General features: G+C 68.1%; 15 protein-coding genes. 1 reads left to right on the top strand and 14 read right to left on the bottom strand.

Annotated elements, in window-relative coordinates:
- Window positions 1-10 precede the first annotated feature (10 nt).
- The 9 genes from ACZ4UU_RS40935 to ACZ4UU_RS40895 form a co-directional block, all read right to left on the bottom strand.
- Window positions 11-412 (bottom strand): hypothetical protein, encoded by a 402-nt coding sequence (locus ACZ4UU_RS40935; RefSeq protein ID WP_471908520.1) that lies wholly within the window; start codon window positions 410-412, stop codon window positions 11-13.
- A 1472-nt stretch (window positions 413-1884) separates the two neighbouring features.
- The gene (locus ACZ4UU_RS40930) at window positions 1885-2466 is read right to left on the bottom strand and encodes a hypothetical protein (RefSeq protein WP_471908519.1); all 582 of its coding nucleotides are present in this window, start codon (window positions 2464-2466) and stop codon (window positions 1885-1887) included.
- A 51-nt stretch (window positions 2467-2517) separates the two neighbouring features.
- Window positions 2518-3630, bottom strand: a complete 1113-nt coding sequence (locus tag ACZ4UU_RS40925; RefSeq protein ID WP_471908518.1) for a DUF2637 domain-containing protein — start codon at window positions 3628-3630, stop codon at window positions 2518-2520.
- On the bottom strand, window positions 3630-4049 hold the full coding sequence (locus ACZ4UU_RS40920) for a DUF6195 family protein (RefSeq protein ID WP_471908517.1): 420 nt from the start codon (window positions 4047-4049) through the stop codon (window positions 3630-3632). Before ACZ4UU_RS40920 ends, ACZ4UU_RS40925 begins: the two co-directional genes overlap by 1 nt.
- Window positions 4046-4402 carry a DUF4326 domain-containing protein gene (locus ACZ4UU_RS40915; protein WP_471908516.1) on the bottom strand — a complete coding sequence of 119 codons (357 nt, stop codon included), beginning with the start codon at window positions 4400-4402 and terminating at the stop codon, window positions 4046-4048. Before ACZ4UU_RS40915 ends, ACZ4UU_RS40920 begins: the two co-directional genes overlap by 4 nt.
- Complete coding sequence (locus ACZ4UU_RS40910; protein ID WP_471908515.1) at window positions 4402-5127, bottom strand: ATP-binding protein; 726 nt, start codon at window positions 5125-5127, stop codon at window positions 4402-4404. The genes ACZ4UU_RS40915 and ACZ4UU_RS40910 overlap by 1 nt, the downstream gene beginning before the upstream one ends.
- A gap of 868 nt (window positions 5128-5995) precedes the next feature.
- Window positions 5996-6352 carry a hypothetical protein gene (locus ACZ4UU_RS40905; RefSeq protein WP_471908514.1) on the bottom strand — a complete coding sequence of 119 codons (357 nt, stop codon included), beginning with the start codon at window positions 6350-6352 and terminating at the stop codon, window positions 5996-5998.
- Between the two features lie 66 nt (window positions 6353-6418).
- Window positions 6419-7009, bottom strand: coding sequence for a WhiB family transcriptional regulator (locus ACZ4UU_RS40900; RefSeq protein WP_471908513.1), 591 nt, complete (start codon window positions 7007-7009; stop codon window positions 6419-6421).
- A 58-nt stretch (window positions 7010-7067) separates the two neighbouring features.
- Entirely contained in the window at window positions 7068-7454 is a 387-nt protein-coding gene (locus ACZ4UU_RS40895; protein WP_471908512.1) for a helix-turn-helix domain-containing protein, read from the bottom strand.
- 658 nt (window positions 7455-8112) lie between these two features.
- Between ACZ4UU_RS40895 and ACZ4UU_RS40890 the strand changes: the two genes are divergently transcribed.
- The gene (locus ACZ4UU_RS40890) at window positions 8113-8991 is read left to right on the top strand and encodes a helix-turn-helix domain-containing protein (protein WP_471908511.1); all 879 of its coding nucleotides are present in this window, start codon (window positions 8113-8115) and stop codon (window positions 8989-8991) included.
- Between the two features lie 7 nt (window positions 8992-8998).
- Here ACZ4UU_RS40890 and ACZ4UU_RS40885 read toward each other — a convergent pair whose 3' ends face one another.
- The 5 genes from ACZ4UU_RS40885 to ACZ4UU_RS40865 all read right to left on the bottom strand — a co-directional run bounded on the left by ACZ4UU_RS40885 (window position 8999) and on the right by ACZ4UU_RS40865 (window position 18452).
- Window positions 8999-12838, bottom strand: a complete 3840-nt coding sequence (locus tag ACZ4UU_RS40885) for an SAV_2336 N-terminal domain-related protein (RefSeq protein WP_471908510.1) — start codon at window positions 12836-12838, stop codon at window positions 8999-9001.
- Window positions 12839-12853: 15 nt separating this feature from the next.
- Window positions 12854-13909, bottom strand: a complete 1056-nt coding sequence (locus tag ACZ4UU_RS40880) for an AAA family ATPase (RefSeq protein WP_471908509.1) — start codon at window positions 13907-13909, stop codon at window positions 12854-12856.
- Window positions 13906-15804 carry a VMAP-C domain-containing protein gene (locus tag ACZ4UU_RS40875; RefSeq protein ID WP_471908508.1) on the bottom strand — a complete coding sequence of 633 codons (1899 nt, stop codon included), beginning with the start codon at window positions 15802-15804 and terminating at the stop codon, window positions 13906-13908. Before ACZ4UU_RS40875 ends, ACZ4UU_RS40880 begins: the two co-directional genes overlap by 4 nt.
- An 11-nt stretch (window positions 15805-15815) precedes the next feature.
- Entirely contained in the window at window positions 15816-17075 is a 1260-nt protein-coding gene (locus tag ACZ4UU_RS40870) for a hypothetical protein (RefSeq protein WP_471908507.1), read from the bottom strand.
- A 180-nt stretch (window positions 17076-17255) separates the two neighbouring features.
- Entirely contained in the window at window positions 17256-18452 is a 1197-nt protein-coding gene (locus ACZ4UU_RS40865) for an amidohydrolase family protein (protein WP_471908506.1), read from the bottom strand.

Below are 18452 nucleotides of genomic sequence, written 5' to 3'. Positions count from 1 at the left end.
CGCGGCCCCGTCACGCCCAGGGCAAGGCGGTGACGCGCCAGCCCTTGGAGGTGTGCTCCAGACGGAGAGCGAGCTGTTCGCTGCTGCGGTGCGTGTGCCCGGACTTCGGGGTCGTCGTGAGGGTGTAACCCACTCGAACGAGGGCGGAGGACGCCGTCACAGCCGGTGCACCGTCGGGGACCACAGCCGAGGTGATCTCGACTGTCTGGCGGGCCTTCTCGGCCCGCAGCGCGGCCCACGCGACGTCCTGACTCGGCCGCTTCTGGCCAAGGATGCCCACCAGTTCACCTGCTGCGAGCCGGGCCGCCCGAGCACCGGCATCGGCGTACGAGCTGTCCTTGCCGTCGCGGGCGTCGTGCTCGGCGTAAGCCGTGGTGAAGGCCCGTGCTGTCTGCTCAACATCCTTCGGCATGGCGGTACTTGGCGGTGGCGCGGGGCTTTCCGCGCTCACCGAGGTCGTCTCGGTGATGCCCGCCGAGACGGAGTACGGCTGTGCGGTCGGGGTCTTGGACGGGCCGTTGGCCGAGCTGGAGCAACCGGTCGACAGGACGGCCAGAGAACCGACTATCCCTATTGCGGTAGATATATGTATGAAACGGGTGGATCGAGGCATGCGGGAACCACAACCTTGGTGCATGGGTTTCGAGAGATCGGGTGGCGCGGCCCCGTGGGGGCTGGGGGTCGCGCCACCCCTTCACAGGAAGAGGGGGACTCCTCCTGCGGGCTTTACCGGCGACTGCCGGAGAATTCGAGGACCAGACAGGAGCCTTGGGGTCCCGGTCTGCCACGCTTCTGATTTACGGGAGAGTTCGGACGTGTTTCGCGTTTAGCGCCGAATTCCGTGTCAACGCTCAACCTGCGGCATAGTGCGCGACGGTCGAGTTCCAGTGGCCGCTACTCATATCAAGGTCATCAACTCCTCGCTCGGTTAAGGGAGATCGATAAACGAATCTCCATCGGCCAGAAGTCGCAGTGATGTTGGCCGTGCCTGAATCTTCGCAGGGGTTCGCGGACAACTCGAATCAGAGAAAAGTCGGAACCTAAATCTAGGAATTAGGTTCCGACTTCTGTGATGGGGAGGCTGTTTCGGGCGGTCTGGTCGTCTCTAGGAGATTTCACGTTCCCGCGGTCTGTCTCGGCCGGGGAATGGGGGTCACTTCCGAGCAGGGATGAGCGCAGCAAGGGGAAGAGTGTTGAGCAGTTCAGTGCGGCTTCTTTACTCACCAGTAACCACTGTTGAGCTGGTAGAGAGGAATTCGCCAGGACGCGCCAGGGTGCGCCGCCTGGCCCGCCGCCACCTTCGTCGGGTGGAATGTTCCATCAGCGCATCCCAATAGCAAGGCCACGGAGGACACTCATGCCCGGCCGGTGCGAGCACCAACGCAACAGCGCGTCCCCAGCTCGAAATTCGCGCAGCTGCCGTGCCTCGCGCTCATGCTTCGGGTAGCCTCCCCCGCTCGCCAGCCCGGGGCACCCGGGGACGGTGCAGGGGTATGGGGGCCTCCACGGTATGGGTCACTCCCTTGAATATGTTCAAAACAGTGACACTGGCCGAGAATTAGTCACTGGAGCTTATGAAAAACGTGTGCGGGGTCACTGATCAGTGACTAGTGACTGTTGCGGCTGTCTCTGCACGGGTCTGCAATGCACTCGTCACGTCCCACGAGAGGTAGCCATGAAGCCCAAGACCGAGACCCGCCCTGCGTTCGAACTCCGCGTTGGCGGGGTGCACTTGACTGTTCAGCGCATCCCCGGATGGCTCGTCGCCCTAGTCACCACCGTGGGCGGGGCGGCGGGAACGTGGTGGGTGCAGCACTAGGCCGTGGTCGCCCCGAACTCGGTGTTAGTCATGCACGCGTGGCACGGAACGTGCACGTTGCGGGGTTAGAAGGTCGTGCGGCGCAGGTGCTCGATCGCGACGCCGAGCCAAGGCGCGGCCGGGCCGGTGAGGAGCAGCGGCGCACACACGGTGTACGAGAGCACGACTTCGGGCTGTCCCGTCGTGACCCCGGACAGGAGGGCGTGGTCGAACGGCAACCAGGTCGATGAACCGGATGGCTTGAGCCGTACTCCGATGGAGGTCAGGACCACCCGCGCCAAGGCGTGATCGCGCCACTGCGGCTCAGCGGCAGCCTCCGCCTCTTGACGACGCCGGGCGTCGAGCCGGCGGTTGGGCACCCAGCGACGGCCGAAGGTTGGGTGGTCCTCGAAGTAGCCGGCCGATCGCGGGTCAACGATGTCGGTTCCGTAGAACCGGGCGACCGAGCACGTTACGTCCGCAAGGGCGATCTTTCCGTCCGCAAGAGGGAGGTCGTCCACCTGGACCGGTGCAAGTTCGCCACCGTTCTGGAGGTGGAGCGCGAGTGCGGAGCCCGCTTGCACGGCATCGGGTCGGGCGGCGTCCTCCGCTGGGCCTTGTCGGTGTCGCCACATGGTCTTTCCTTCCTGATCAAGCGGACCATCCACGGCCTCTACGGGGTGAATCCGCGGAGGCTGTGGGGCACCTACGAGATGAGATCACCAGAGGGCGCTGGAGGCAGCGGCGGGTGCCTTCGCGGCCTCGTCCTCTTCCTTCAGCCGGGCCAGCAGTACGCCCAAGCGGTCGTTGCTGATCGGCTGGTGTGCGCGGACGGCCTCTTTCACGACGTCACGACTGATCCGCCCCGCCTTCTCGGAAGCGGCCCGTGCGATCGGCAGCAGATCCTCAAGCCATTCGTTGTCGGCCTCCCGGTCCTGCGGGAACTCGGCGCCGTCCGGGACGGGGGACTTTTCGCCGTCCGCACGGGTGCGGACCGTCGCCGGGACGGAGGGCTCGGCCGCCGTCGGGGGCGCCGTGGCAGCCCCGTGGTCCGCGAGGGCGACGGGCGGTCCGTCCGCCTGGTCCGGCTCCGCACCGGTGCCGTCCGCACGCGCGGACGAACCTGTACTCGACTCGTCCGTACGAGGTTCCGCATTCTGTGCATCCTCGTGTTTCCGCAGGTCGACGCCGGTCCCAGCAGAACTGCCCACTGCGGACGGACGAGCCGCGACACTTCGCGTTTCAGCCGATGCCGTTGCCTCCAGCGGACGAGGTTCTGGCTGGGCCGTGATGCTGCCGAGCGGCGGGACATCTCGGCGGACCGGTCCCGGACCGCTGTCTGCGCCGTCCCGGACCGACATTTCGGCGGTCCGCGCCATCAGGATGTAGAGGTGCACGGAGCCCGCCAGCGCCAGCGGCGCGAGTGTCGACAGCACCCCGACGACGCTGTCCGTGAGGTGCAGCGCGGACCGTCCGACCTGCGGACCGTGATTCAGCGTGATGGCATGAAGGGCGTTGGCGCCGAGACTCGCTCCGGTGGCCGCGAGGAAGAGAAACCAGGCGTAAAGACGAGCGCCGAAGCGCTGGTGTCGAAGGAGCACGATTGCTCGGACGCCGTACGCAATGAACCCGTCGATGAACACCGGAAACAGGTAGCTCAGGGTCTCCCGGGCGTGGATCGCGATGGCGATCTGCCGCAATGCGTCGTAGGAGAACGCGAAGCCGGCCGCGCCGAGCAGGATGATCGCGGAACGGTCCCAGGCCGTCATACCGCGAAGGCTGTAGATCTCCTGCGGCTGGGTCGCCGTCGCCTCTATGTGCGCGCGAGACATCAGAGATTGCCTCCGTCGCGCGGGTCGATGGACTGCCAGGCCGGGGTCTGGGACAGCAGCTGCCCGAGCTGCTCCAGCGACGTCACCTCGTGCACATGCTGACTCGGGCAGCTCACGCACGACACTCGCAGCAGGATGCGCTCCGTGCCTCCCTGGGCGGTGTAGTACAGCTCCAGGTGCTGGCCCCCGACGGTGTCGAGTGAGGCGAAGGCTTGCAGGTGTTCTTCGAAGGAGAGGAGACCCAGGACCTCCCACTCGAGAGTGACCGCCCCGTCGCCCAGGAGGTGGTGCGCGTACTTCGAGGCTGCTGCGACGGACCGCGGACCCCAGGTGCGGAAGGCGTTCTCCCGCGCGGCCGTGCGCCGCTCCTCGGCGGTCGTGAGGTGCTTGGCCGCAGCGAGCATGATCGGGTGACTCATTGGGGGCCTTCCAGGGAGTTGCAGGTGCGGATCACGTCGCCGTCGCCGGATTCGTTGGCGAGGCGGAGGAGAACGTCGGCGTGGCACGGCGCGGCGAGGGGACAGGTGCACATCAGGTCGCGACCGCGCAGGGCTCGGGCGAACCGGGCGGCGTAGCAGCGGCCTACCGGGCCGCGGAGTGTGGCGGCGAAAAGGTCCACGGCCTCTGCCGCGTCCATCGGCGGGCCGAGGGGAGAAGGAGCGCGGTCTCCGGCCTTGAAAGGGTTCGCGAATCGGCTGCGGGGCCCGACGTATATGCAGGCTGTGGACAGGTCTGCGGCCTCTCGGGACGCCCCGCGAAGACGGACGGGCATCAGGCTGCCCTCCCGCCACGCCGCCGGTCGGGTCCGATCATCGGCACGAGGCTGGTCACCATCTCGGCCAGGCGGCTCGCCACCCGAGCCCCGACGAAGTCGGTCAGGTCCGGCCCGTTGTCGTCGCGGGCTGGCAAATTGGACGTGATGATCGTCGGCAAGCAGTGGTTGTACCTGTAGTTGATGAGCCGATACGTCACCTCCTCGGTCCACTCCGAGGTTTTGGCCGTACCGAGGTCATCGAGCAGCAGGTACTGCACCTCGCTGAGCTTCCGCAGCTCCCGTTCCGCCGCACCCATGACCTGTGAGGGGCGCAGGTTGCCGTACATGTCTGCTGAGTTGACGGCGATCAGCTCGAACCGGTCCGGCCCGCCGGCCGCGATCCGCCGCAGGGCTCCGTAGGCTTGGTGGGTCTTGCCCGTGCCCGTGAGGCCGGTGAGGAGGAGAGCGCCAGCGCCAGTGTTATCCGTGAGAGCGCGATCAGCCCACGCGGTGACCTCCGGCATCGTCGCTTCAGCGTCGCTGAACCGGGGAGGGGTCGCGGTCCGCCACCGGTTCAGCGCGTACTCGGCGCGAGCACGGCGATGCCATTCGCGGTCCCCTGGATTTTCTTCCGGCGAATCGTCGGCGGGGCTGTCGGGCACGACCTGAATTCCTTTCGCGGCCAGTATTTGTTCCAGGCGGCGCATTGACCGGGCGTTACCTGCGGGTTCCGGCTCTGCCATGATCAAAATCCGTTCTGGTAAGCACTGGGTTCGGCTGTGTTCTGAAAGGGCGCCCATCCTCCCGGCTGCCGACGCAGGGGAACGACGTTGCCTTGGGACGCCGCTGCGGAGGCGTGCGATGGGAGGTCTGCCCAGATTCGAAGCAGGTAGCGGGCCGACTGTGGGGGTCGGCTGGCATTCCATCGCCGCGCGATCATGTCGACCAGCCGTTCATTCCCCCATTGGGCCGCGAGAGCTGTTACCCGATCCCATTCCGATTCGGTCAGCCGCCAGCCGACGAGCATTCCGGCATTAGTGATGGCTGTAACCAGGTCCTTGGCGCCTTCAGGGACCTTGACCGATTCCTGATGAGCTGCTTGGTGGTGGTTCCTGCTCGGCCCAGGCAAGCTAGCTTGCTTTTTGGTGGTGGTAATACTCCCGTAGGGAGTATTACCACCACGCGCGCGCGAGGAAGGGACTTCCCACTCTCGGTGTGGAGACTTCCCACTTGCCATCATTGAGGGGGAGTTGTGGGCAGGAACTTCGTGGAACCTCGTTCCCTCTTGCGATGCTTCGGGGGGCGGAGTTGGAAGTTCTGTCTCTGAACCAGCTGCTCTCTCAGCGCCCTCGTTAAACAGGAGTATTGAGTAGCTGTTGGGGTTCGAGGCGCCCCCGCCGCGCTCGCGGCTGATTTCGCCGAGCGTCGTCAACTCCCCGAGGCACTTCGTTATCGAGCGAGCAGTCAGTTGGGTGAGGGCGGATATCTCCTCCAGGGTCAGGGTGGCCCTGCCCTTATCGTCGGCCTCGCGGGCCAGCGCGAGCATGACCAGACGCGAGCCCCTGCATGACTTGGACTGTGACCAAACGAGTTCGGTCGCTAGGTCGCTCATCAGCAAGTCCCATCCATCGCTATGCGACGGACGAGGGCAAGGCCAAAAGAGTGATCATCTTCGGGGATGTACCCGGTCTGATGCGGTTCGGGAGTGAGGTACAACGTTCCGGTCGGGAGGTAGAAATCATGGGCGCGGCGCCAATCGGCGGAATCACCGAAATTGCGCCTGATCATGTGTGCCACTCTTTCTTCGGTTCGCCGGTCGATAAGCATGCGGTAGAAGTCCGATTCGAAGAGATGGGTAACAGACCGGCGCTCTGGATGCATGCGGACAAGGACTGCCGTGGGGGCTATTTCACGGATCGCCGCACTGAGATTTGCGCACGCCGAAGTGGCGGGGTTGTTCTGAGACATGTGGGGAGAACTCCCGTAATCGCAAGGCTTGCCTTGCGGGAATAATCGTTTCCTTGCGGAGGCGTGTCAGGCTGCGTCAGCGCTGCCAGCAGGCAAGGATGTGGCCGGCTTGGATTGGGACTTCTTCCGGTGGCGTCGCGCGAGTTTCAACAGATACTCGTGCGTAACTCCGAGTCCCCGGGCGACAGCGGCAGGTTCCAATGACGGGTCTGTCGCGAATCGAGCAATCACCGCGTCCCGCTCGCACTTACTCAACGCCGCAGTAGATCCCTGGAGGGCAGCTTGGACGGCGTCTTCGTTAGCCCGCTGCTGCCACGCGGCGCGCAGTGCGGAACGCTCCGAAGCCAGCAGGCCAGCTCGAATGCCGTATTCGTCGTCATCCTTCAGTGATTCGATTAGGCACCGGGCAGCCACAGCCAGCGGGCACGATGCGCAGAGATTGCGCGGCCGGTTGAGGTCTGTGCCCAGCCTGTGCTTCACAAGGTCGGGATCTTCGCGGGGGCCGTCCCCGAGGGGAACGAAGATGTCGATTTCTTGGTTGGAACACCTAGCGTCTTCCGCCCAGTGCTTTCCGGGGGCTCTCTTCGACTCTTCTATGAGAGGCGACCAATTCCCCTGATGTGCAGCCTCGATGAGACTGTATATGTCAGTGCTCATTTGCATCTCATGGTGTTCACGGCGCCGCGCGCTGTACGCGCACGAGCGCAAGAGGAGATCAGAAGCGCTTGCGTGAGCGCTTAGAGGGCTGAAGCGACATCAACGCCGACTCGCCGTCCTTTTCGGACACTGTGCCCGGGTTGACGAAATGCATGTCGGAAATAGCGCGGAGGTCTTCCTCCGTGAACTGCACGAACTTTCCGAACTTTCGATGGGGCAGCGCTGAGATGCGCTCACGCAGCCACTTCTCCGGTATGTTCAGCCGTTCGGCCGCTTCGCTGTATCCGATGTGCAGACGCCTATCGCGAGGCTCTGACGGCCTGTTGCTCAGCAGTGCATCGAGGCCGCCGGCCTGAGCCAGCAGGTTCACCATGGCGGCGAGCCCCTGCAATTCGATGGGCCCGATGGAGGGCGGGCCTGCGTTCGCCGGTGCCACGGCCGACATCACGCTTCCAGCCCGCGCAGCTGAGCCGTTCGCAGATCGAAGGCGTGGCCGCCTGAGGCTGCCCAACCGGCCTGCGGGAACGAGCGGATGATCCATCGCGCGATGGTGAGCGCCTTCGCTCGGGGCACCCGAAGGGCGTGCCCACGTTCGTTCACGGCGGTTAGCCCTAGGTGCGGCCACAGGGTCCGAGGGCCCTGGAGGCGAACCTGTACGACGGCGGCACCGGGCAGCATGGATGTCAGCTGTGCAGCCAGCCGCTCAGCCGGTTCGGAAGCGATCTCTGGCTTTGGGTTGCAGTCCGCAGTAGGGGACATGCGACACTCCTCTATGTGGTACGCCGCTCCGTCGTGCCGTGCGAAAGGACACAGAGCGGCTGTGCGAGTGATCTTGCGCCCCTCAGGGGCAGCGGATCACGAGCTGTCTGGCGTCCGAGAGGTGCGAACTCTCGGACGCCGATGGCGTTTTGAGGGGAAGGAACACGCGCGAGTCGCGCGCGGCTTCTCCTCTCTACCGGGCCGGTCCCCGGGGGAGCCAACAGGTAAGCGAAGGCAGAGAGGGGTGCGAACCCTCTCGTTTTTCGCTAAACTGAAGCTATCGTGGTTCCTGCGGAAAGTCAACAGTCCGGGGTTTCTCCGGTTCACCCAAAAAACGAGGTCTGATGCCAGCTCGACGCTTCGATAGAGTCCGTGTGCGCGCGGTACGTCGAGCCGCCGAGGTCCCGCAGTCCGCCGTGGGATCCGCCCTCGGCGCGGCGGACTCTACGGTCGCGGGGTGGGAGTCGGGCGCAAGCGTGCCGGATCAAGAGAAGCTGCCCGCCCTCGCCAAGGTGCTTGATCAGCCGTTGGACGAGCTGTTCCCCCGTGACGGCTTGCCCGATCTCACCGACCTCCGGTGCGACGCCGGCCTCTACCGGTACGAGACGAAAGCGATCATCGGCACCAAGAGCGACGGTCCGGTGGCCGGGGCGGAACAAGGGATCCGACGCCTCAAGGAGAAGTACATCCCTGCCCTGGCGGAAGCTTACGGCGTGACCGAGGACGAGCTGAGGCGCGCGCAGGAGCGGTCATTCGGAGAAGGCGGAGATGACGAGTCTGCTGCGGTCGCTGAGGCTGAGGAGCCTCCGCGGACACTCGCCGAGAAGATCACTCTCCTCCTAGAGCGCTCGTACCCGGCGGGGACCGCACCGGGGGACGAAGAGATCGCGGAGGCGGTGAACGCTTACGCGGGCTCGTTGGTCACTACGGCCGCGAAAGTCGAGGCCCTTCGAACGGGGGCCGACGAAGCCCCCGCGCCGGTTGTCCTGGAAGGTCTCGCCCAGTTCTTCGGCGTCGCTCGTATGTACTTCGAACCGGACGACGCTGTCGCCCGGCAGGTCTACGAAGGGCTTCGCCTGATGTCGGCGGCGAAGCAGGGGAAGGTGGGCCGAGTCCGAGCCCGCGGGATCGGCCCCGAGGGCCTGCCGGCCGACGTCCTCTCGATTCTGAATGACCTCGCGACCGAGCTGGACAAGAAGACGGATCCCGACGCCAACGACTAGCATTGGCCTAGGGATCCTCCGCGTCCGCCATGCGGCGCAGTAGGTCGGGCCGCAGAATCGTGAGGTTGCTCCCATCCCGGCTGATGACCTCAAGACGGCCGAACTCGCGGAGCGCCCGCGTCACCGACTCGCGGGTGACGTCGCTGGCTCCAGCCAGTTCCTGAAGGGTCAGCGGCACAGTGAGTTCGATGCCAGCTGCCGAGCGGCTGCCGTGTGTGCGCGCGAGTTCGAGCAGCAGCACGGCCATGCGCTGGCGCGCGTTCAACGCGCCAAAATTCACACGGCGTTGGTCGGCGCTCCGCAGTCGGTCAGTGGCCAGGGCGGTCAGCTGGCGGGCGGCGTGGGTGGACACGTCGAGGAACTGGCGGAAGCGTCCGGACTCCACCACGACAGCTCTGACCTCTCCGTCCAGAACGGTCACTGTCGCCGTGGGGGCACGCCCGTCCAGGGCCGACATCTCCCCGAGGATGTCTCCGGGGCCGCGCAGCGCGAGGATCGCCTCGTAGCCGTTCTTTCTCTCGGCTGCGGCCGTGACCTTGGTCCAGCCGGAGAGGATGAGGACCACGTAGGTGGCGGGCTCGCCCTGTCGGTACAGGGTGCTGCGGGGTGCATAGGTACGTTCCAGGCCGAGAGCCAGGAGGGACTCGCGGTCGCCCGGTTCCAGACGGACGAGGAACGGCGGGGTGTCAGTGAGGCCCGGCACCAGAGGCTCGGGGTCGGGCTGTGCCGGGGGCGAATACGGCAGGTCCGGAAGGCCGGTGACTCCGGCGGCCACGACGGTCGTATCGCCTTCCGTGGTCACCACGCCCACCAGTCCGCCGTCACCATCGAGCACCAACGCGCCTTGCCGAACGCCGTAGAGACTGCGATTCGGATCGGCGGTCGTGAACACAGGTGCACCCGGGCCTGGATCCGTCGCCGTCACAGGGAAGACCTCCAGCGGGTGGCTTGGGCGGTCCACCTGAACCACCGTGTACGCGCCACCGGCTTGGATTTCCCTCACGAGGTGCCCGTAGACAGCATCGTCCGCGCCAGTTTCCGTGTGCAGTTGCAGGTCGACCGTCAGTGCGAGTTGGCTCCATTCCCCTCGCGGCATCAGTTCCGTCACGTACTGCTCACCAGACACCCTGCCCGTGCCCAAGGACCAGGGTGGCGACCACGCGACGCTCAAGGGCGGGACGGCGGACGAGAGGCTGACGCGACCGCCATGGGCCAGCACTGTTCCTGGACCGGCCAGGTACCCGGTGCTCAGAATGTGCTGCCCGTGTTGCCCTGCGCGGACCCGCACCAGATACCGCATCACCGAACGGGTCGGCCGGTGCTTCCTCATCCGGTGGACATCGAGACGTTCGAGGGCCTGCTGCAGGAAGTCAGGGGGGTTGCCCTGGCGTTCCGGCACAAGGACCGGAACGAGGGTGCGGTTGAGTTGGTACAGGCTCAGGTCGTCTTCTTGCCACAGCAGTGGCGCGTTGGACGTGCCCGACTGGATCGGCGTCGTGCCGAACTCCAGTGCTTCGTCGAGCCAGTTGCCGTCGGCCACCTCCGTGTACCGTGGTACCGCGTCGGCCAGTAGCGCTCCGGGCAGCGTTACCCAGTACCCGAGTCGCACCGCGTCAAGGGCCACATTGATCAGTGCTCGCGCTGTCGGGGGAGCCTGGTGGTAGCGCTTCAGGGCTGCGGGGGCGACCGTCAGGTAGTACGGGATGTTGCGGTCTTCGCCCGCCTGAGACCGTGCCGCAGCGAGACGGGGGTCCCACCGCGCGGCGTCGTCGAGCCGCGCCAGCTCTCGCTCGCTGAAGACGGAACTGACCTGCACAGCCTCTACGTCGGCCTGGACCTCACGCGGCAGCTCGCCCGACCAGTTCTCCGGCTCGACGGTAGCGACAACGAGCCGCGGCCTTCTCCCGTCGCCGTAGAGAACGTGCTCGTAGCCCGGGAACCGATGCAGACCGTCGAGCAGCACCGCAGCCCGTGGTCCCAACACGCCTTGGACGGCAAGGATTTGAAGTTCGTCGGGATGGGGCTCCCAGAACTCCCACCCCTCCGGCAGCCCCCGCAGCGCCTCACGAGCCGACCGCGTCTTCCCGCACAGCGGACGCCCCACCAGTGTCACGAACAGGTGCTCCCCTGCCGCGGAGCGCGCCACCATCTCGCGCAGTTCCACGTCGAAGTCCCGCTCGACATATGCGGGTTCCGCGCCAGAGACGGCGCCCCCTGACTCAGCGAACGGCGCCGCGTCCGGCCGGATCCTGCGTTCCCCCTGCCCCGCGCCGCTGGCCCGCGTCCGTAGCGCCGGGAAGTCCCCGCCGCCTTCGACGGCCCGCCGCGCGACGTACGCGCCCACCTCCCGGCGTACGAGATCCTCGACTTCGGCGACGTCACGGCGCAGTTGCCCACCGAGAAGCGCCTCGCGCACCCCCGCCCGGAACCGGAACTCGAAGCGCGCGGAGTCGAACGTACGTGCCTCGCCCGGTACCCACGGCTCAAGGAGGCCACCGAGCGCGACCTCCGCGAGGTGGCCGTGTTCCGTGCCTGGGAGCATGACGCGGCGTACCAGCGTCATCACCGGCAGCGTCAGCGGATGGACGGCTGAGAGGTAGCCCGCCAGTTCCTGGGCGAGAGGCGAGGCGCGCTCCTGGAAGCGCCGGATGACCGGCAGCGGGCCCCCGGACGGCCGCGTCACGGGCACCGTCACCCCGGAAGCCCCAGAACCCATGAGCGTCTTCGCCCGCCCCACCGTCACACAAGGCACGCGCGTCCACCGCCCGCTCCCCAACACCAGCGAGGCGAGCACCCCTAGCCCCTCGGGGGACGCCTCAATGACCGGTACGGGGATCCGGTCCCGCGTCCAGCTCGGGGTAGCAGCTCCGCTGTTGGCACTGGCCCTGCGGCGTCGCGCCGCGCCCGCCCGCCCAGGCGCCGCGCTCCACATAGCATTCGGGGCCGCCGGCTCCGCCGTGCGCAGCAGCAGCCCCTCGGGAGTCAGCGCGGTCCTGTCCCACAGCCTCCTCGGCAGCAGGTTCAGGATCGCGACTGGGCCGTGCGCCGACCATTGCCTCAGCGCGTTCTCGACGTCCCGGCCGCCCCAGCCCGCCCCGATCGTGTCGGTGACGACCAGGACAAGGCGCCGCCCGGAGGGGTCAGCGACCTCGTACGGGCTGCGGGGTTCGCCGTTGGACGTGCGTGGCGTCACGACCAGGGGCGTTGCGCCGTCCGTGCCGTTGAGGCGCCACACTCGTACGTCACGGAAGCCGCCGGTCCGTTCGAGGGCGCTGATCAGCTCCTCCACAAGGTCGTGCCAGAGCAGCATCGAGTGATGAGCATCGACGACCAGGGCGAGGTCGAGCCAGTGGCCGCGTGGCGGCCTGAGGACGGGGACCGTCATGCACTGTTCGGCGCTGGCGGTAACCGTGCGTTCCTCGTCGAGTTCGGTGCGGTCGGCCAGGTCGTCTGCGCGCCGGCCGAGGGGACGCAGGGAACGCATCAGGGCGAGGGGGTCGTCCAGGGCCGTGGCACGCCTTACGAGAACCGCATCTCCGCGCTCGGCCCCTGGCAGGGCACCTGCTGCTGCTTCGGAGGCCGCGCTGTAGTACAGCTCGTGCTCCGGCCGCTCCGGGTCCGGCTCGGCGGCGTCCGGGGGCTGTGGCGACAGGCCTTCTCGTTCGCCGGATGCGCCGGATGCGCCGGATGCGCCGGATGCGCCGGACGCGGAGGGCGCCAGGGACGCTCCCGCCGTCTCTGCTCGCAGGCCTGGAACCCGGGTCGCCAGCCACAGGATGTCCGCGAGTTCCTCGGGGCCGACCCCGGGGTCCGCCTCGCTGAATGCCGCGAACAGCTCCTCGATCATCGCCGGGCTCCTCTCTCACATCGCCGAGGGGCCGGTGAGTCGCTGCATGACGATCTCCAGGAACTTCTCGCGGTCGCCCTCCGCCGACCACGCGCCGGAGAGGCGCAGCTGGACGGCGTTGAGGAGCTGGTCGGTAGCGAGGTCGCCGTGCTCGCGCCGTGCCACGAACTCCTCGACGAGGTCCTGGAAGGCGCCGCTGTCGTCCATGTCGATGCCGAGCCGCTGGAGCACGATCCGGGTGAGCTTCTCTTTTCCGGGCGGCTTCATGTGCAGCCGCACGCAGCGACGCAGGAAAGGAGGCGGGAAGTCGCGCTCGCCGTTGCTGGTGAGGACGACAATGGGAAAGGCACGGCACTGCACGCGACCACCCCGTACGGTCACGCCGTGGACCGCGTCGTCGTGCGTGCTGATGACCGCATCGGGCTGGCGAGAGGCGACGCGGGCGAGTTCGGGGATCTCGAAGGCCCCTTCCTCGAAGACGTTGAGAAGATCGCTGGGCAGGTCGATATCGCTCTTGTCGAGCTCGTCCATGAGCAGGACGCGGGGCCGCTCGCGCGGCAGGAGCGCGGTGCCGAGCGGGCCGAGGCGCAGGTAGGTGCCGATGGACGGGTCGCCGACGCCGTCGACGCTGTAGCGCATCGTCTCGTCGTGGCTCTCGGCCGCGAGGTGGCGGAGGTTGGCGTCCTGGAGCCGACCGATCGCGTCGTAGTGGTACAGGCCGTCGCGCAGCACCGTGCGGCTGGTGACGGGCCAGTGCAGGACGGGGCCGAGGCGGAGGTCGGCGGCGATGCTGTACGCGAGCGTGGACTTGCCCGTGCCCGGCTTGCCCGTGACGAGGAGGGGGCGGCGTAGGTAGAGGGCGGTGTTGACCGCATCCACCTCCTCGGGGTCGGGCACGTAACCGGAGCCGCGGCGCTCGGTCTCCTGCCAGTCCGGCCCGTCGCACGCCGCCGAGCGCTCGATGGGCGAGACTGGGTCGAACCTCCGCCAGGGCGGGGCCTCGACCAGGCGCTCGTACCGATCCTCGACAGTGCCCCCGCCTTGGTAGATCCACCAGTCCTTGGGCGTCATGACAGCGGCTTCCTCTCCGGTACGCGTTCGGGGTCGTCCCACATCAGGGCCAGGGGGCAGGGGCCTTGGCCCCGGATGCGCCGGGTCCTCAGCTCGGTGGGCAGGGTGGCGACGTTCCGTCCCTCAAGGGCTTTGGCCAGAGTGCCGGACGGCGGCGTCTGGGGCCTTGGCCGCGGCCACACCGCGACCGGCACGCCCCCGTCGAGCACGGCGTCCAGGGCCGCCTTCAGACCATCCTGGGACACGTCTGCGAGGAGGCAAATCGGGTGAGCGGCGGCCTGGAGGTCCGCGAGTCCCCTCGCGATGTCGCCGTCCGACACCGCGCGGACTGCCCTGGGGTCACCGCCGCCGTTGGCCTTGAACCACTCCCATTTGCTGAGCCACAGCTGCCCGGAAATGCCGTCGCGCTCGTCGGGGCAGCGCACCACGACCTCGTAGTGGCAGCCGAGCGCGACGGCCGTGCCGCCTCGGCCGATGGGCAGCTCCCACGCCTCGAACTCCTTCCCCAACAACCGGTACGGCACATGGAATTCGATCCGCGCGTGCGGCCGCACCCGGCCCGCGCCCAGTTCCTCGGCTAGCGCGCGTCGCACACCGTCGAGGGTCAACGGCCCCTCCGGCTCCCGCACCGCCTCGAAGGCGCCCTCGCGGTAGACCCACACCCGCATCCAGTACGCGTCGGCGGAGCCCGGGTCTTCGGTGAGCCGTATATGCAGTCCGGGCCGTTCCGGAGCGGGGCTCGGGGGCGGTGGCACGGGTGCCGCGCCGAGGCGGCTCTGGGTCGTGTCCACCCACGCCTCCGCCGCCCGTGTCCACGGGGCGTCGTCGGAGCGCGCGGCGAGATGACGTACGAACGGGAGGGCGAGCGGCAGGTTCCGGGCACCGCCCTGGCGGGCGTCCAAGTCGTGGGCGAGACCCAGGAGGTCATCGGCCGGCAGCCCACGGTGGGCGGGGAAGGCGCAGCCGGTGAATTCGAAGGCCCAGCGGTACGCCTCGTGGGCGTGCGCGGGTAAGGGGCGGTCCCGCAGCAGGACGCCGAGGCTGTTCCAGGCTTCCTGGTCGAGGCATCCGTCGTCGGCGGCCCAACTGCTGTGGCCGAAGATCGAGTTGTCGTGCCAGTCACGGTCGACGACGAACTGCGGGTCTTGCCAGGCCCGCTCCGCAGCGCGCAACTCCTCGAAGTCGGCGCGGACGGCATGGGCGAGGTCGACGAGCCCCCGCACGCTCTCGTTCAGGGTGGCGCGGGCCAGGCGGGCGAGGAGGACTTCGGTGAACTGGCCCGCGCGGCGCTCGTCCTCGTTCTTGGCCGTCTCGCCAGCATGCGCGGCGTACAGCCTGAACTGGCGGCGCCGGGGCAGCGGTTCGCCCGCGTCGTAGCCGACTCTGCGGAAGGACAGGCCTACGCCGCGGGTCTTGCTGACGCGGCAGGCGTCCACCGTCACGATCTGGCGCTCGAAGCCGTGCCCGCGGGGCTGCGCCTTCCACCAGCGGAGGGCCTCCTCCAGGTGGAAGTGGTTCATCAGGCGGGGCTTGGCGTTCGCGTATGGCAGGAGCAGCTCGCCGCGTTCGTCGATGAAGCCGTGCCCGGCCCAGTAGATCCACAGCAGATCGCCGCCATGTTGGGGGAGTTCGTGGAAGAGGAAGTTCTCCACGTGCTCCTCCGTCGGCGTTCCGGCTCGCCCGAGCCGTGGGTGTGCCTGCGCCTCCCGGCTCGCGCGGGTGGTCCACAGACGTATGTTGTCCTCCGGCACTTCGGCCCTCCGGGTGAGCCAGGCGGCGAAGCGCTCGGCGTCGTCGGCCGCGCCCGGCAGGCTCCACCCCTGCCCCATATCGTCGTACTGCTCGATGCCCACTACCAGCGCGAACACCCGCTCCGGGGCGATGAGCTGTCCCACCGTGCCGCCCCTCACCCGTGCGCCGCCGCAAGGCGTTCCGCTATCGCGTCGTACAGCGCATCCAGTTTCCAGTACGCGCTGTGGCTCAGCGGGAACGGCTGGCGGCTGTGCACTTCGTGGTCGGTGACCCGCGGGTCGTCGGGGAAGACGGGTGCGGCGCGGAACGCGAGGAGGTCGCCGCGGTCGTAGACGTTGAGCCAGCGCGGGAATCCGGGCGGCAGTATATCGCCCGGCAACAGGCCGGTGAGGGCGCCCAGTTCGTGGAGGAACGGCGCCTGGGAGCCGACGGTGACCAGCAGGCGCGGCGCCGGGAGTGCGCGCGCACCGGTGGCGGCCAGGGCGTAGAGGTCGACCAAGGCGATGCCGCCGAGGCTGTGCCCGATTAGCACAGGCGGCTCGCTGTCGGCGCTGTGCGCGATACGGTCCGCGAGGTGGTCGCGGAGCGGGCCGCCGCGCGCCTGGTAGCGCAGGATGTCGCCGAGCGCCGGAACAGTTCCGGTGGTGAGCGGGGCTCGCCAATGGTTGAGGGCGGGCTGGACGGTCAGGCGCAGCGCGAGCCTGCCGAGCGCGGCCGCGGCCCGGCCGCCGGGGACCCGGGCCGTGCCGCCGAGCCGGTCGGCGACCAGGTCCACGAGGCGGTCGCGTTCGTCGCCGGTGCACAGCGCGGCATCCCCGGCGCCGCGCAGGGACGCGGCGACGACGGCGCGAGCCGTGGCGGCGGCCAAGTCCCGGCCCGATGCGGTGTCGGAGGCCTTCAGGTACGCGTCACGGAACTCCCTGGACCGGGCGACCTCGGCTACCGCTTCCGCGAAGACGGCACACGTGCCCGTCGCGACCAGCAGCGCCGGCAGGTCGTCGCCGTCTGCGCCCGGGTGGCCCGGTTCCGCCCACGCGGCCAACTCGTCAAGCAGCTCAGCGACTTGCTCACCCGTCCCCCGTACGCCGGGCATGGTCAGGCCGCCGTCGGCGATGTCTCCCGCAACCGCTCCCCAGACGCGCAGCTCGCACACCGGATCGGCGAGCAACAGCAGCCATGCCGCGGCTTCCTCGTCCAGCGGGGAGCCATCAAGGTCGGCGGCGCCGCGGGCGCGGTCGCGCCGGGGGATTGACGCGCCGCCCGCGCCGAGGGTGGCACCGTACTCCTCGCCCCAGAAGCAACACTCGACCCGGGCGCCGGGAAACCGCTCGGTGAGGCGGGCCGAGACGAGACCGGACAGGTGGTCATAGCGATCCCGTCGCACACCGGTGCCGTGGACGAAGATGAAACGCATGCGCGTAGGCCCTCCCCCTCATGCCGCCCCACCAGCAGGAGGATAGCGGCACCCGCCCGCACCCCGCGCCGCCCGCACACGCGCCGGACAGGCCCCTGCCAGACAGGGGCTGGAAGATTCATGAAGCAGGGGCGCGGCATCGCCACCCGCTACGGCAACTGCCGAATCCCCGGGCAGCCGTCACCCTTGCATCTCTGCTGTGGCGTTCGGCTCGTAACGCAGGCCGGAGGCGAACACGGCCCGGATGTCCTTCAGAGCGGCGAGATCAGTGAGCGGGTCGCCGTCGACCAGGAGGAGATCCGCTCGGTAGCCGGGAGCGACCCGCCCTGTGGTGGACCCCAGCCCCAGGGCCGTAGCCGCTTCGGACGTCGCCATGTCGATGATCGAAGCGTTCGGCAGGCCCAGGTGGGAGTAGAACGACAGGGCCGGAACCAAGCCGTCGAAGCCCGCGCGCTGCACGCCCGCGTCGGTTCCTGCCACCAGGCGCACACCAGCGTCGGCCATCCGCCGTACCAGGTCGAACATCGCGGCAGCGCGCTCCTCACCGAAGAAGCGCGGGAGCATCTCCCAGTGAGGGCTTACTGCCGGGCAGACGGTGATTCCCTGAACGATGATCTGCTGGACCACGTCCGGCCGGAAGTCGAGGCCTCCGCTCGTCATCCACGTGCAGTGCTCGATGGTGTCCACACCCGCCTGCACGGCCGCGGTGATGCCGTCGGCACCGTGCGCATGGGCCGCGACGGGAACACCTGCCTTGTGTGCTTCGTCCACCAGGGCGGTCAGTTCCTCTGCTGTGAACTGGGACTGGTGGCTCTTGGGACCGTCCTTCGTCAGACCGCCGCCGGTGACCATGGCCTTGATGACACCAGCTCCCGCTGCGAGGTTGCGCCGTACGAGGTCGCGGACCTCGGCTTCACCGGAAACCTCGCCGCCGAGGAAGTGGCAGTGCCCGCCCACGGTGGTCGCGGGTGTGCCCGCAGACACGATCCTCGGTCCCGGCGTACGACGATCGTTGATCTCCGCAGCCAGACGGAGTGCGAGTCCACCCCGGTCACCGAGGTCACGGACCGTGGTGACACCGCTGTGCAGGAGCTGTTCCGCCCGGCGGCGCATGTCCTCGAACAGGACCTCATCCGTCGAGTTCTGGAGGGTGGACACCGGATCAGGACTGCCGTCGAAAGCGAGGTGGACGTGCGCGTCGATCAGGCCCGGCAGAACGGTACCGTCGAACGTGAACCGAGGTACGTTGGCGCGGGTCTGCTCCTCGACCTCCTTGCGTGGCCCGACAGCAGTGATCGAGTCGCCCTCGATGAGAACGGCGCCGTCTTCCAGGTAGGTTCCCGAGTCGACAAGCACTCGTCCACCGGTGATCAGCAT

It is taken from the genome of Streptomyces sp. NPDC028907 (genome assembly GCF_055564995.1).
The sequence above is the reverse complement of the archived record's forward strand: the minus strand, read 5'-3'. Positions and strand labels throughout refer to the sequence as shown.

Bases quoted from the DNA above. Each gene is read 5' to 3' on its own strand.
- ACZ4UU_RS40935 (WP_471908520.1), bottom strand. From the start codon at position 412: ATGCCGAAGGATGTTGAGCAGACAGCACGGGCCTTCACCACGGCTTAC.
- ACZ4UU_RS40925 (WP_471908518.1), bottom strand. From the start codon at position 3,630: ATGTCTCGCGCGCACATAGAGGCGACGGCGACCCAGCCGCAGGAGATC.
- ACZ4UU_RS40920 (WP_471908517.1), bottom strand. From the start codon at position 4,049: ATGAGTCACCCGATCATGCTCGCTGCGGCCAAGCACCTCACGACCGCC.
- ACZ4UU_RS40915 (WP_471908516.1), bottom strand. From the start codon at position 4,402: ATGCCCGTCCGTCTTCGCGGGGCGTCCCGAGAGGCCGCAGACCTGTCC.
- ACZ4UU_RS40910 (WP_471908515.1), bottom strand. From the start codon at position 5,127: ATGGCAGAGCCGGAACCCGCAGGTAACGCCCGGTCAATGCGCCGCCTG.
- ACZ4UU_RS40905 (WP_471908514.1), bottom strand. From the start codon at position 6,352: ATGTCTCAGAACAACCCCGCCACTTCGGCGTGCGCAAATCTCAGTGCG.
- ACZ4UU_RS40900 (WP_471908513.1), bottom strand. From the start codon at position 7,009: ATGAGCACTGACATATACAGTCTCATCGAGGCTGCACATCAGGGGAAT.
- ACZ4UU_RS40895 (WP_471908512.1), bottom strand. From the start codon at position 7,454: ATGTCGGCCGTGGCACCGGCGAACGCAGGCCCGCCCTCCATCGGGCCC.
- ACZ4UU_RS40890 (WP_471908511.1), top strand. From the start codon at position 8,113: ATGCCAGCTCGACGCTTCGATAGAGTCCGTGTGCGCGCGGTACGTCGA.
- ACZ4UU_RS40885 (WP_471908510.1), bottom strand. From the start codon at position 12,838: ATGATCGAGGAGCTGTTCGCGGCATTCAGCGAGGCGGACCCCGGGGTC.
- ACZ4UU_RS40880 (WP_471908509.1), bottom strand. From the start codon at position 13,909: ATGACGCCCAAGGACTGGTGGATCTACCAAGGCGGGGGCACTGTCGAG.
- ACZ4UU_RS40870 (WP_471908507.1), bottom strand. From the start codon at position 17,075: ATGCGTTTCATCTTCGTCCACGGCACCGGTGTGCGACGGGATCGCTAT.
- ACZ4UU_RS40865 (WP_471908506.1), bottom strand. From the start codon at position 18,452: ATGCTGATCACCGGTGGACGAGTGCTTGTCGACTCGGGAACCTACCTG.